We start from the raw sequence: 13,820 nt of genomic DNA on the forward strand, positions 1-13,820 counted from the left end.
CAGCTTTGACACTAAAACAAACTTAATAAAATCCAATAAGATTATTTTCGTGCCTATATTTGCCTGGTTACACTTGGATATAATTTTATTCTTGATTGATTTAGGTGGCTTTCCGTACCGGTTCTCATCTTATAAATTGAATAATCCCTCCGCTTTTCCAGGTGCTCACTGATTGGTGAGATAAAATTCAGGGAAAAGTGTTTGGAGAAGTTATGGAGAAGTAGGTGGAGCCTTCAGGGCGGGCCGATAACTGCTTATTGTAGGCTTATCCCCGGTTTACTTTATGGGTTTATTGTTTCTGGTGGGGTTAGCCTTTTTGGGGGTGTCCCGGCGTAGACAGGTGTGTGAGGAGTAGAAGGCCGTTTATAAATTCAGGAATAGGGTGGTTTATTTTTTAATTTGGACTGAAATAGAGCTTGATGTATTTTTTTATAGACAGTGAGTGAGCAGGAATAAAAGGGAAGGGATAGGTGGCCAGTGGCACTTACTTTCCCTCCTCAACAAATATGTAGAAGCGTTACTCTTCGTAACGGATTTCAGTGATATAGTAAGTCTGCCATTCTTCTCCTTGACGAATTTCTATCTCATCGTCGAGCTTTCGCCCCAGTAGGCTGCGTGCAACTGGGGAGTCCATTGAGATCAGGCCTGCTTTCACATCAAACTCATCTGGGCCGACGATTCGATAGCTAACAGCTTCACCGTCCTCATCCTCAAGCGTCACCCAGGCCCCAAAAAATACTTTTTCTTTATCTTCTGGTACCCGATCTACTACGGTGATTTCCTCCAGGCGTTTAGTGAGAAAGCGCACGCGGCTGTCGATTTCACGCAGTCGTTTCTTGCCATAGATATAATCTGCGTTTTCGGAGCGGTCCCCTAACTTGGCTGCGTCACTGACAGCCTGGGTGACCCTGGGCCGTTCTTCCTCCCAGAGGTGTTTTACTTCGGCGCGCATTCGCTGCGCGCCCTCTGCGGTGATATAGCGGGAGCCGCGCGGACGCGGCGGTCTCCATCTTCCCATAGGTTTACTGGATGCCTCTTAACTGTAGGGATGCGCTGCTAAAGGTTTTCAATGGTGATTCCTGGGCCGGCTTCTGCCAGCGGAAACTTGAATATACGACTATAGAACTCGAGTTCGCCTTCAAGTGCCATCTTGATGCTGTCGCCACTCCTGAATCCGTGTCCTTCATTGGTGAAGGTGATATAAGAAACGGGAATGCCACGCTCCTTGAGGGCTTTTACCATGGTTTCTGCCTGGTTGGGCGGTACTACCTTATCTTCCATACCCTGAAAGAAGATTACCGGGCAGCTCAGCTGCTCCACATGATTGATGGGAGAGCGCTCATAATAAATATGCTCGGCAGATGGCCAGGGGCCCACCAGTTTATCCAGGTAGCGGGATTCAAATTTGTGTGTGTCTTTGGCAAGGCTGCTCAATTCACCGATGCCATAATGGCTGGCGCCGGCCTTAAAGGTGTCGTGATAGGTGAGTGCGGCGAGTACTGTATAACCGCCAGCACTGCCGCCTTTAATTAACAGCCGTTCAGGATCTGCCAGGCCTCGGTCAACCAGGTACTCGGCACCTGCACAGACGTCCTCGACATCATAAATCCCCCATTTATCGGTGAGGCGATCTCGATATTCACGCCCATACCCTGTGCTGCCGGAATAATTTACATCCAGAATGGCAAAGCCGCGGCTGGTCCAATATTGCACTTTTAAGTTGAGGCCTGCTGAAGTGGCACCTGTGGGGCCGCCATGGCTAAATACAATCAGTGGGGGCTTATCGCCTTCGGGGGCTGAGTAGCTGGGGTTGTGTGGAGGATAGTAAAAGCCATGGACGTCGCGGTCGTTTACCGTAAAGGTAATTGCCTGGGCGTTGGAGAAGAGATTGGTTGGTAAGGTACGGCTGTTACTGCTAGCTATAGGTTCTAAAGTGCGCATAGCCGAGTCAAAAGTGACAACCGCTGGAAAACTGTCGGTGCCAGCGGCAATCATAATGGCTTTTCCATCTTCACAGTGCAGGCTTTCAATATCGCAATAGGGCTGTTCGATAGTGTGGTGCTTACCGGTGCGGGTATTCAGGGTGGCCAGATACCAGCGGCCATTCTCTGTGTAAGTACACAGAATTTCTTCCTCGCTGATAAAACCGTAGGTAGACATGCCGAATACCCATTGGGGTGTGGCGAATTCTGCATTTTTTTCCCACAGGGGAGTTTCTTGCCCCAGCTGGTACAGGTTCCACCAGTTGTTGCGGTCAGAAACATAAACCAGCTCCCCCTGTGGGGACCATTGTGGTTGAAATATGGATTCGTTCTGCCCGCCGGCCACTTGCGTGACTTCGGTAACTTCCCCTTGTGTATTCAAGTCGGCAAGGCACAGTTCGGTGGCATCCCAGGGGAGGTTGGGGTGATGCCAGCGCAGGAAGCTCAGCTTGCTGCCGTCGGCATTCAGGGCCGGGTTTGAATAAAAATCAGCACCTTCCTGTAATACTTCGGGAGTTGTATCCAGTGGTTTTTGCAGGTCGATCGCAATGATACGAGCACACGCCTCAGCGCCTTGCTCGTGGCCGCTGTCGTCTTCCTCGATACAGATCAGGCGGTTTCTTTTTTTATCCAGAATTAAGTCTGCGTAGCGCGAGCTATTTTCTGGAGTAATAGCTTCGGGCAGGGTGCTGTTGAGTTTCATGCGGTAGATACGCTGGTCTTCCGCTAACACAAAGTAGAACGTATCCCTACTCACCAGGTAGCTGCCGCCACCGTATTCGTGGGCTTTGGAGCGCACACTCACAGGGGCGGGAGTGAGGTCCTTGCGGCCATCTTTTGGGCAGTATTGCACCAGGACATTGCGGCCTTTCTCTAATGGTCGCGACTCCAGCCAGTAATAGCGCCCATCTACCAGAGTGGCTTCCCCTAGGCGCACACTGCCCTCTACAAGAAGTTCAGCGCTGATTGCAGATTTCCAGCTGCCATAGGGGGCGGTAATTGTCATGGGGACCTCGCTCATTGGTTAGTTATTTCCTTATTTGGTTTCTTGCATTCTGCCGGCCCTGTAAAGAGGGCACAAGGTGCCTTTCTAAGGGCAGATGCCTGTGATAGGCTGCAATAACCAAGCAAGCGCTTGGTGTGATCAATAACAATGATCAACTGACTTTTAGGGATACTGCCTTGAAGATCTTGTACCTGGTGACGGTGCAGATACTTCGAGAAAGGCAATCAATGGATTTTGAATAGATCCTTCGACTTGCCAGGTTGACCGCGGCCCAAATAAAGATAATTCAGGAGAGCCTGCGATGTCTGATGAAGTTGTAATTACTTGCGCCCTGACAGGGGTGCTCACCAACCCCCAGCAGCACCCGGTTCCGGTTACCCCAAAGGAAATGGCAATCTCTGCGCGGGAAGCCTTTGATGCCGGTGCTTCGGTTATGCATGTACATTTTCGTGCCCAGGAGCCGGGTAAGGGGCACCTGCCCAGCTGGGACCCGCAAGTGGCATTGGAAATAGCCGATGCGATTCGCGAAAAGTGTCCCGGTGTTATTTTAAATTTTTCCACTGGCACTATAGGCAGGGACCAGCGAGGCCCATTGGAGTGTGTACGCGCCGGCAAACCGGAAATTGCTGCCTGTAATGCTGGCAGCCTGAATTATCTGAAGGCGCGCTCTAATGGCACCTGGGCCTGGCCGCCCATGGTTTTTGATAACCCGGTAGACAAGGTGGAGGAGCTACTGGAAGTTTGCCGTGAGACAGGTACCCGGCCAGAGTTTGAGTGTTTTGATCTCGGTATCGTGCGCTCGGTGGGCATGTATGCAGATGTAGGTATGGTGGATAAGCCCAATTACAATCTGGTGATGGGGGTGGCTTCGGGAATGCCCGCAGACCCGGAACTGCTGGAGCTTATGCCGAAATATATGAAGCCAAATAGCCTGTGGCAGAGTACGGTGATCGGGCGTGAGGAAATCTGGCCCGTGCATCGCAAAACAGCGGAGCTGGGCGGGAACCTGCGCTCAGGGGTGGAAGATACCTTTTACCTGCCTGGAGGGGAGCGTACTAGCGGTAATGGCCAGCTGATTGAGGCGCTGGCTGTTATTGCGGAGGAGCGTGGCCGTAAAGTGGTATCTCCAGAGCGAGCGCGGGAAATTTTCTGTTAAGACCTTCCTATTTATGGTGATGCCGTGGCGGATGAATTTTATGCTGCGGCAGGCCCTTCCTCTTTATTCCTTTGACTCCTGCTGAAAATCAATCTGCCTTGGGGCTGCTAGTCTTATTACCAGCCTGGGTGTCGCCGGTACCATGGGTGAATAAAAAGTAAGCCGTCAAAGGGAGTGGTGGATGCAAGCGCTTCTGGACCAATTAATCAGGGTGATTGACTGGGCCAACCTGTTTCTATGGGGGGGAGTTGCCGGCATTTGGTGGTTGGGAATTTTGATCATGGCCTTATTGCCGGCCGGCCTCTACTTTTCCATTCGTACCCGCTTTATCCAGTTCAGGCACTTTGGCCATATGGTGAAGGTTATGGTGCGCGGTATCCATAAAGAGCATCCCGGTTCAATTTCTGCTTTTCAGGCATTTGCCACCAGTGCTGCGGCCCGTATTGGTACCGGGAGCCTTGCGGGCGTTGCGGTTGCCATTACTGCTGGTGGGCCGGGTGCCGTATTCTGGATGTGGATGGTGGGCTGGCTGGGGATGGCGACCAGTATGGTTGAAAATACCCTTGCTCAGGTTTACAAGGAAAAAGGGGAGCAGCCGGGAACGTTCCGCGGTGGGCCTGCGTACTACATCGAAAAGGGGCTCGGGCCAAACTGGAGGTGGTTATCAGTCACCTTTTCTATATTCCTGTTGATGTGTTACGGCTTTATTTTCAACTCAGTGCAGTCAAATGCCATGGCCCAGGCAATCAACGATGCCTGGGGAATTAACCCGCTGTTAGTGGGGTTTGTGGTGGCCTTGGTTGCGGCGATTATTGTGTTTGGTGGTATACGCTCTATCGCAAGCTTTGCGGGAATTGTGGTGCCCTTTATGGCGATCGCCTATCTGTTGGTGGCTCTGGCAATCTTGATCGTCAATATTGCCGAGTTACCAAAAGTACTCGCCACTATTTTGAAAAGTGCTTTCGGACTGACTGAGGCTGGCGCAGGTGTACTGGGGGCAGTGGTTTCCAATGGTATTAAGCGCGGATTATTTGCCAATGAGGCCGGGTTGGGGTCTTCGCCAAATGTTGGTGCTGCCGCCGATGTAAAGCATCCATTGGTGCAGGGTTATGTGCAAATGGCTTCGGTATTCCTGGATACTATTGTGATTTGTAGCTGTACGGCGGCGATTATTCTGGTTGCCGATGTTTATATGGTGGGGAATGTTGAAGGAGTAAAGCTGGCCCAGGACTCGTTAGCTAGTGAGGTGGGCTCCTGGGGAAGCGGATTTATTGCCTTTGCGCTGCTGTTCTTTGCGTTCACTTCGATTATTGGTAATTACTATTATGGTGAAACCAATATTTTTTATCTTTACCACACGCGCACCTCTATATTCTGTTATCGCATTGTTTTCCTGATATTTATCCTTTTTGGTGCCTGGGTTTCCTTCAGCGGCAGTGCCGAGAATTTTACCTTGCTTTGGCGCATGGCTGATGTGTCAATGGGATTTATGGCTTCGACAAATATCCTGGCTATTATTTTGCTTTCAGGCATTGCATTCAAAGTTCTAGCGGACTATGAAGAGCAATTAAATCGAGGAATTAAGGAGCCAGTTTTTGATGCCAGCAAGTATGATATTAAAGGGATTGACCATGAGGTATGGGATAGAAAATAAGAGTTTACATTATTAGCATCTGTAAAAGATTTATGTCCAGTAGAAATGATAATAACCACAAAAAAATAAAGTAATTAATTTTGCTCAATATCATTGATAGTTCTTACTGGATAAGCAAGACCCTATTCCAATATTTCTAAATTCTATTTTAGTGAATGGAAAGAGGGACTATCTATTGAAAGTCCCTCCATTTTATTGGGATGTTAGACAATTTCGTATTTAAATGTATATGGAGCGAGCTGTTCAGAGAGATGGTTCTGGAGATTTGAATTTCCCTGAGTGGAGACCCTGGCAATAGTTCCAAGTGTTTTATCCTGCTCTACTTTTACCTCAGTATCAGCAGTGGCAATATCTGTATCCTGGTTGAGCTGCCTGATAATACCCTCAACACATATGCGGATTTCTTCCATCTCTAGTGCAGGTTTGAATATTTTGCCAACTGCTGTAGTGGGGAGCACTGTGCGCAGTACAATTTTCTTTGGAATAGCTGCGCGTTCAGTAATGTTCTCCCTGGCGTAACTGGTAATTTCTTCCAGTAGGGTTTGGGCAGAGGAATTCATTACAATCTCATTCTCTTGGGTTGTGAGAGAATCGGCGGCATCATCGGATAACATGACATAGGCGACGGGGATTTCTCCCGCATAAGCATCAGGAGTACCTACCGCTGCCACCATGGCAACAGATGGGTGCTGACAAAGGATTTCTTCGATCAGCTTGGGTTCAATATTATGCCCGCCGCGCACAATTAATTCCTTCTTGCGGCCGGTGAGCCAAAAGTACCCATCTTCATCCTGCCTGCCCAGGTCTCCGGTATTTAACCAGCGGCGCCCCTGGTCATCGTGGACCCAAATCCCCCTGTTGTGCTCAGGATTGAGATACCCATTAAATACATTGTCACCGTAAATAATCAGGCTCCCGATTTCATTTGTCCGGCTATAACGGGTGAAATTCCCTTGTTCATCCAGCTGCGCACTTTGCATCATTTGCTGCGGTAAACGTAGCCCTATAGAACCGACCTTTTTGGTTCCATATGGGGGAGTGATGCTGCTGGCACAGGTGCCCTCCGTTAAGCCATACCCCTCGACAATCTGTACACCAGTTATTCGCTCAAAAGCATTAAATACTTCTACGGGCATAGGGGCTGCACCGCACAGGGCCATCTGCAGAGAGGATATATCGCATTGATTTACTGGCTGTTGGAGTAGGGCGGAATAAACTGTAGGTACAGCGCTAAAACTATTCACTCGATATAGCTCGATGATCCTCCAAAAATTGGTAAACACACCTTCTCCCCTGTAGCCTTGGGGAGTCATTAATACAACTTCACAGCCATTGATAAAGGCTGCAAGTCCAGTCACTATTGCTGCATTTACATGAAACAACGGCAGTCCGCAAAGAATCACCTTTCCTGGATTCATAATATCGCCTGCGACAAGGCTAATACTTTTCGCGTTGGCTAATTCATTACCGTGGGTATGTGTTGCAATTTTGGGTAAGCCTGTTGTACCTCCGGTACAAAAAAGGGAGGCAATATCATCACTATTAATACTGCGTTTGAAATTCAAACGGTTGGAATTCTGTTTTTTTATGGCCGCTTGAAATTGTATTCGTTGTTTTCCCTCCAGCGACTGCAATTGTCTGCGGTATTGATATTGTATAATTTTAGCTGCAAAACCTTTAAACCCGCGGGCGTGATAGGCGGGATCTACATGGAGAATGCTTTTAACTCCCGGCAGGTCGGTCAAGATACTCTCAATTTTTTCGAAAAGATCGGTGCCGGGGAAAGGGCTCAGGGTGACAATTGCTTTTGCTTGGCTATGCTGCAACAGCTCTTTTATCTGTTTGGCTTCCAGCAAGGGATTGATTGCCAATACTCTGGCAGATGCTTCTGCCCCCCATAAAACATAGTGTGTTTCGGGCAGGTTTGGCAGTATGTAGGCTACTGTATCGGTTTCTTCAATACCAATACTTCTAAATAAGTTAGCTGTTTGAATGATGCGCTCGGCCAGCACTTGATAGCTGATTTTTACCGGTTTTTCATAATCATGCCCAGTGAGAAAGAAAGAAACTGCAGTTTGCTGAGAGTAGCGTTCACAGGATGCCATTAATGCATCAAAGGTGTTGCCAGTAAACTTTTCCGAGATCTCTTTAAGGTGAGTAAAATCATAGCCTTCTGGTTGCTTGTCTGTTCCAAGGTAGGCTTCCAGAGCCTCGATGTCTTTCAAGGTTGAGGTGGACATAGTATGACTCCCTGTCTGCGGGCTAGCGCCTGGCAGTATTGTGTTATTCATTATTCTGGGGTGTGTGAAAGTCAGCTCAGACCTAGCCCAGTTGTCGGGCAAGCCACTCTTGCTCTTGCCCGGGCTCCGGCATCACAGCGCCTCCCTCGATAACCCAGCTTGCGGGAACATCAACAAGGTCTACCGAGCAGCGAGAGCGGGGGCAGCACAAAATCTGGGAAGCTGAGTTAACAAAGGCACTGGCCAACTCTGACTTGATTTTATCGCTACGGCCTGAGCGAATGGAACCCAGGATATGGACAATGTTTCTTGAGCGCAGGTGAACGCCTCGGCTGAATACAACTTGTACGAATTGTGCAGGTGCGCCGGTAATGGAGCAGTGCGCTTCGGTAATTGCGGATACCAATGCCTGTTGATCAGAGTCCAATAGTGGCCGTTTAGTGGAAATTGTGTATAGGGGCATTTTTATCTCCTATAAGTTGATGTGTGTTTTGAATTGCCCCGAGGCGCTTTTGGATTTCACTAAGCGTATTAGTGTCTTGCCAATAAATGCTATTTGCCTTAGCGGAGACATGCGCTTGCGATTTGTGCTTAGGAATTCTTTGCTGAGCGAATGGTCCGGGGCTGTAATGACGACCTCGTATGTATCTCTTCCTGTTACTGAACACCACTGGTCAAGCAGCCTGTATAAAAATGAGTGCCGTAAAGTATTGGTAGTTCCATCGGGTAGGGGGGCCATAAAGGTGGCCGCTGACGATTGCTTACCCTCCATAAATGCCTGATTAACTGGCACTTCCATCCATACAACCCTGGGTGCTACACGTGGGTTCATATGATCCTGATAAGCCAGATTAATGGTGAACTCCAGCTTCTGTTTTTCGTGGTTAGTTAAGGTCCCCTCGATAAAAGAGCACAAAACAATAGGTTTGAATCGCATTATCTGTCCATTAGGTTGCATTATGGAACTTATTAAGAGCCAATAAGTTCTAAAATGCAACTAATTTGTTAATAGTGAAAGCGTATCAAGCAATAACTTTTAGTTATATCTGAGCCTATTGAGAGGTTCGGGAGAGTTTTGTAATGAAACTTCCTATGAGACTATGGCGCCCTGGGCTACTACAGGACTGTTATGAGAGAGAAGAAACCCGCTGTTCAATGTGCGATCGAAGAGGCGCTTTCTGTAATTGGGGATCGCTGGAGTCTGCTTATTGTTCGCGACGTACTGAGAGGGGTGAACCGGTTTGACTCACTGCAGGAGAGCCTGCAAATTTCCAGAAATATTCTTACCCAAAGATTAAATACCCTGGAAGAAGCTGGCATTCTGGTTAAGATCCCAATCAAACCCGGAGCGCGCCGCATGCTCTATAACGCAACCCCGAAGTGCTTTGCGCTGGTTCCTACTTTGGTTTCTCTGATCGACTGGAGTGCCCGCTGGTCTGAAAAGCCAGATACACGGTGGGCCCGTGTCATTGATAAAAGGACTGGGGAGCCTGTGACAGTGGATTTGGTTGGAAATGATGGTGAGCCGGTTTCCCTGTTGGACTTGGACTTAACGTACTAGGGGCTGTTCTCGCCAGGTCGGTTGCGGGTAACCTGATTGAACTGGTTGATAATTGTCACTGCTTCTACTGCATAGCATGGGGTTACAAGATTGCTATCTGCCGGGAGACGTGTACCCGGCAGGAAAGATTATTTAGAGGGAAGGCTTGTTTATTGCCAAATAGAAAATTAAAGCGGCCTGCACTACTGCCAGAACAATCGCAATAATACGGGTACGCTGCGTAGAAGACTGCTTTAAAGCAAAAAAACCGGCGATTATATAACCAAATACCAAGGCTATTTTCACTGCAAGCCAATGGTAAATGGCCGGATTCCAGCTGCCGATAACTACCAGCGCGATAGCTGCACTTAGCAGAACAGTGTCATTCACATGGGGTATCCAGCGCAATGGAGTTTGCCGCCATGCAGTATTTCTGCTGAGATCCAGGCTGGTACGTAGTAGAAAGAGAGTGATACTCAGAACTGCGGCAAAAACATGGGTATGTTTTATCAGGGTATAACTAACCATCGATAAGGCTACTTCATTTTCCCGAGGGTAATGTCCGGAAATTGTAAATTGGAACGTGCCAGTTGAATGAGCACACGCTAGTGATGGCAGATGGTAACGAGTAAACAGTCGATCCTGCAACTGGATTAGGGGCTTAAGTAAGCCCCGATTATACGGAACTTCGATACAAGGTAGCGATACGAAACGCTTACTCTGTTTAATACGAGGCACTTTTCGGGCCAAAGGAGGTACTGACTATTATGGGATATGAGTCGTAGTAGTCCAGGCTTGGCCTGACAGAACATCTTTTGAAAAACCGGTAACTGTCAGCTCAGGTATGAACTACTACATTTAAGGTATCCTAGTCTAAGAAAACCTTAATAACTGAAAAGTCAGAACTATTCTCTGCTAGATCAATGGCTTTGATATAGTAATCAATTTCAGAAATACCTTCGGGGATATTTTCATCTATAAACTCGGGTTTCCAGGTTCGACCTTCGTAACCATTTAAATTTGGAAGCTGCCTATATATTGCATAATGGCCGATTCCATAATCATCCTGTGAGTTCTCCCATTTAAGGTGTACAGCGCCGTTCAAAATTTCATAAGTGATGCCTGTTACATCAGAAGGCGGGGTAATGTCATCACTTTTATTACAAAGCTTTTCATATCGACCTAATCCATCGTGGCATTGATCAGGTTTATCTTGAATTTGGCCGCTTGACAAAAATTCACTGCTCTTGCCCCCAACACACAAATTTTCATGGCATTGGTTGGTATCAAAATTTGCCCTACATTTTCCGCATAATCCAATTGGGTCCTCATTAAATGGTTTTTTAGATGCATCCCTTTCTGGCCAGTATGTACACACAACCTGTATGGCGCCATCTTCATAGTTTGGGTTCCCAGTACCAGCTATTCCGGTATTGCAGTTGGCGACAGCGCAACCGATATATCGAGTTTCATTATTACAAACTTGAGCCCAATGACCACAATGTTCACCATAACAAGCATTGGTTTCCCAATCATAACTAGTATTTTCGTGATACCAATCAAACACTGCACCTTTCCAGGTTGAAATGTCGTAGTTGGAAGCAGGAGGGTTGTGTGTAAAGAGAGCAATATTTTCTGTGGCATATTTTCCACCTGCCAAACTCTCACTATTGTAGGAGGTTAAATGTCTAACCGAATCATAGGCATCTCGAATACCTTGAGGCCCCCCGTAATGACCATTGTAACAACTGAGTGCTCGTTGTTTGGCCATTTCTTCAAGCGCAGGGTCCCAAAAAACTTTGATCATGTCTGAGGCTGATTCTGGTCCGTTCATTCCGCTACCTTCTCCACTGGCACACTTAGAGCGGTAGTCATTATGTGCATCCAGTAAAGCCTGTTTTTCTAACTGCGATAACTCATGAATATAGTTATCGTCTCTCGGGTCTGGCTCCGGTTCTGGCTCCGGTTCTGGTTCCGGTTCCGGTTCTGGTTCTGGTTCTGGTTCTGGCTGTGGTTCTGGCTGTGGTTCTGGGTTAGTAGGGTTGTCTAAATCAGGAGTGGGCTCACCACCTCCACCCCCACAGGCAGCAAGAAGCATACAAGCTAGTAAAAGGGGAGTGATCTTCTTTATGTTGAGTGAAATCGAAAATATTTTGGTCAAAATTTTCACAGGAATATCCATCCATACCACCCTTGGCGTTACGGGCTTAATTAAAAGGCCTTGGTAAATTCGATATATGATTTGCTTCTGCGTATTTTTTTGAGGTCATGTAAAGGCCCCTCTGTGGAAGAGCACAAAACAGTGGGTTTGGATCGCATCATCTGTCTCATGGGTTGCATTTTGGAACTAATTTAATGATTATAAGTTCCAAAATGCAACTAAAGTTATTGAAAGTGGAAGGTATATCACAATAATTTTTTGGTTTTATATGGACCAATCGGGGAGACACAGGAAAGTTTTGTAGTGAAACTTCCTCTGAGTCTATGGCGCCCTGGGTTATCACAGGACTGTTACGAGAGGGAAGAAATCCGCTTTTCAATGCGTGATTGAAGAGGCGCTTTCTGTAATTGGGGATCTCTGGAGCCTGCTTATTGTTTGTGATGCATTAAGAGGAGTAAATCGGTTTGATTCATTGCAAGAGACCCTGCAAGGTTCCAGAAATATTCTTACCCAAAGATGAAGTACCCTGGAAGAAGCTGACATTCTGGTTAAGATCCCAATCAAACCCGGTGCGCACCACCTGCTCTATAACGCAACCCAGAAATGCTTTGCGCTGGTTCCTACTTTGGTTTTTCTGATCGACTGGAGTGAAAGGCCAAATACACAGTGGTCCATTGTAATTGGTGAAAGGATGGGGGAGCCTGTGACAGTGGATTTGGCTGGAAAAGATGGTAAGCCGGTTACCCTGTTGGATCAGGACTTAAAGTGCTGGGGCCGTTACAGCCAGGTCGGTTGCGGGTAATCTGGTAGAATCCTATATTGTATTCAGACCTAAGGCTGCTATTAAGGCTGCTATTAAGGCTGCTATTAAGGCTGCTATTAAGGGAGCTAAACTATTTCTGTACGGTACTTCACGAATTGAAACAGCGAATTTGGTCCATTCATAATTGAAGAAACAGCTGTAACTTTGCTTTCCTTTGCATCAATTGTTGGTGTCCAGGAATTCTAGAACCTCCTCCATCCATGTCTCCACATATACCGGCGCCATGGCATGCCCCATACCATCCACCCACAGCGTTTTTACATTTGGAATACGCGCAGCATATTTTTTGGCATGAGCGATATCCAAGAGTGGATCTTTATCGCCATGGATAACAAGTGTAGGGACTTCCAGTTTTTCAAGACGCTGCAATCGCGAACCCGAGAGAGAGATAGCAGTGGCCTGTTGAGTGGGTAGTTGGGGGTCAAATCCCTTCCTGTGACGTAACTCGTAAAGGGTGGTGCGAGTGATATGCTCCACGTCAAAGCCCCCCTGTCCCTGGAGAAAGTGATAGGTGCTGGCCATAAGCCTAACCATGCCTTCCTCTGAGCCACTTAGCCCGTAGCGCAGAAATAACCGAAGCATGCTGTATTTAAATGCGTGTTCCACGGGGAGTTCGGGATCATTTACGTAGCCTGAAGACATAATTGAACTGAGGCTTCTCAGGCGGGCAGGGTGATGCAGAGCCATTTCCTGGGCAATCATTCCGCCCATAGAGGCTCCCATCACATGGGCCTGCTGAATTCCCAGGGTATTCATAACCTCAATATTATCCTGCATCATGTCGCTGAGATCATAAGCGGTCTTTTTACTCCAGTTATGAACGCGACTGGAAGCACCGCAACCTCGGTTGTCTGTGAGTAACACTTGGTAGCCCGCGGCGAGCAGGGGTTCATAGACCTTGGGTGGCCAATATAATGAAGAGGAGCCCATTCCATTGATTAATAGAACAGTCCCATGAACAGGTTGTTCCGCAGGGGCTTTGAGCTGATACCAGATATTGATGTCCCCGGAGCGTACTAAGCCGCTGTCGTCTGACGCCAGAGGGGGCAGTGGTTGGTTTAGGGTTCGTTGCAGGCGTTGCTCTATAGCTTCGGGAAGCGGTGGAACAGTAATGACCCAAACGACGCAGGAGAGGCCTAAAAGTAATAACAGTGCGCCCACTGTTAAAGCGATTTTTTTGATCAACGTAATCCTCCTGAGAGCACCTATCCGGTGCTGCTGTAAAGATAAATTACAAGGAGTATTGGTTGCTAGCTTC

At 47.7% G+C, this 13,820-nt stretch carries 11 protein-coding genes; 4 read left to right on the top strand and 7 right to left on the bottom strand.

The genetic code is table 11. The annotated features are described in order from the left end of the window. Positions 1-517: 517 nt before the first annotated feature. Positions 518-1,018, bottom strand: a complete 501-nt coding sequence (gene greB / locus ACJJJB_RS06210) for a transcription elongation factor GreB (RefSeq protein ID WP_020415058.1) — start codon at positions 1,016-1,018, stop codon at positions 518-520. Positions 1,019-1,056: 38 nt separating this feature from the next. Further along, a complete protein-coding gene (locus tag ACJJJB_RS06215; RefSeq protein WP_445365913.1) occupies positions 1,057-3,003 on the bottom strand; it encodes a S9 family peptidase in 1,947 nt (648 codons plus the stop codon). Between the two features lie 286 nt (positions 3,004-3,289). On the opposite strand from ACJJJB_RS06215, the gene ACJJJB_RS06220 reads away from it, so the two are divergent. Together ACJJJB_RS06220 and ACJJJB_RS06225 are read left to right on the top strand one after the other, a co-directional pair. After that, on the top strand, positions 3,290-4,144 hold the full coding sequence (locus tag ACJJJB_RS06220) for a beta-keto acid cleavage family enzyme (protein ID WP_020415060.1): 855 nt from the start codon (positions 3,290-3,292) through the stop codon (positions 4,142-4,144). A gap of 181 nt (positions 4,145-4,325) precedes the next feature. Continuing rightward, positions 4,326-5,798, top strand: a complete 1,473-nt coding sequence (locus ACJJJB_RS06225) for an alanine/glycine:cation symporter family protein (protein ID WP_020415061.1) — start codon at positions 4,326-4,328, stop codon at positions 5,796-5,798. Positions 5,799-6,001: 203 nt separating this feature from the next. Here ACJJJB_RS06225 and ACJJJB_RS06230 read toward each other — a convergent pair whose 3' ends face one another. After that, positions 6,002-8,038, bottom strand: coding sequence for an acyl-CoA synthetase (locus ACJJJB_RS06230; protein WP_445365914.1), 2,037 nt, complete (start codon positions 8,036-8,038; stop codon positions 6,002-6,004). A gap of 82 nt (positions 8,039-8,120) precedes the next feature. Further along, complete coding sequence (locus tag ACJJJB_RS06235; RefSeq protein ID WP_282950848.1) at positions 8,121-8,501, bottom strand: tautomerase family protein; 381 nt, start codon at positions 8,499-8,501, stop codon at positions 8,121-8,123. A 666-nt stretch (positions 8,502-9,167) separates the two neighbouring features. On the opposite strand from ACJJJB_RS06235, the gene ACJJJB_RS06240 reads away from it, so the two are divergent. Continuing rightward, positions 9,168-9,599, top strand: coding sequence for a winged helix-turn-helix transcriptional regulator (locus tag ACJJJB_RS06240; protein WP_020415065.1), 432 nt, complete (start codon positions 9,168-9,170; stop codon positions 9,597-9,599). Positions 9,600-9,731: 132 nt separating this feature from the next. Here ACJJJB_RS06240 and ACJJJB_RS06245 read toward each other — a convergent pair whose 3' ends face one another. Together ACJJJB_RS06245 and ACJJJB_RS06250 are read right to left on the bottom strand one after the other, a co-directional pair. Continuing rightward, a complete protein-coding gene (locus tag ACJJJB_RS06245) occupies positions 9,732-10,106 on the bottom strand; it encodes a SirB2 family protein (RefSeq protein WP_282950846.1) in 375 nt (124 codons plus the stop codon). A 340-nt stretch (positions 10,107-10,446) separates the two neighbouring features. Continuing rightward, positions 10,447-11,760: a CAP domain-containing protein gene (locus ACJJJB_RS06250; RefSeq protein WP_445365915.1), complete on the bottom strand. Its 1,314-nt coding sequence runs from the start codon at positions 11,758-11,760 to the stop codon at positions 10,447-10,449. Positions 11,761-12,121: 361 nt separating this feature from the next. On the opposite strand from ACJJJB_RS06250, the gene ACJJJB_RS06255 reads away from it, so the two are divergent. Then, positions 12,122-12,259: a winged helix-turn-helix transcriptional regulator gene (locus tag ACJJJB_RS06255; RefSeq protein WP_445365916.1), complete on the top strand. Its 138-nt coding sequence runs from the start codon at positions 12,122-12,124 to the stop codon at positions 12,257-12,259. Positions 12,260-12,721: 462 nt separating this feature from the next. On the opposite strand, the gene ACJJJB_RS06260 is transcribed toward ACJJJB_RS06255, so the two are convergent. Next, a complete protein-coding gene (locus tag ACJJJB_RS06260; RefSeq protein ID WP_445365917.1) occupies positions 12,722-13,747 on the bottom strand; it encodes an alpha/beta fold hydrolase in 1,026 nt (341 codons plus the stop codon). Positions 13,748-13,820: the final 73 nt, after the last annotated feature.

It is taken from the genome of Microbulbifer variabilis (assembly GCF_052468405.1).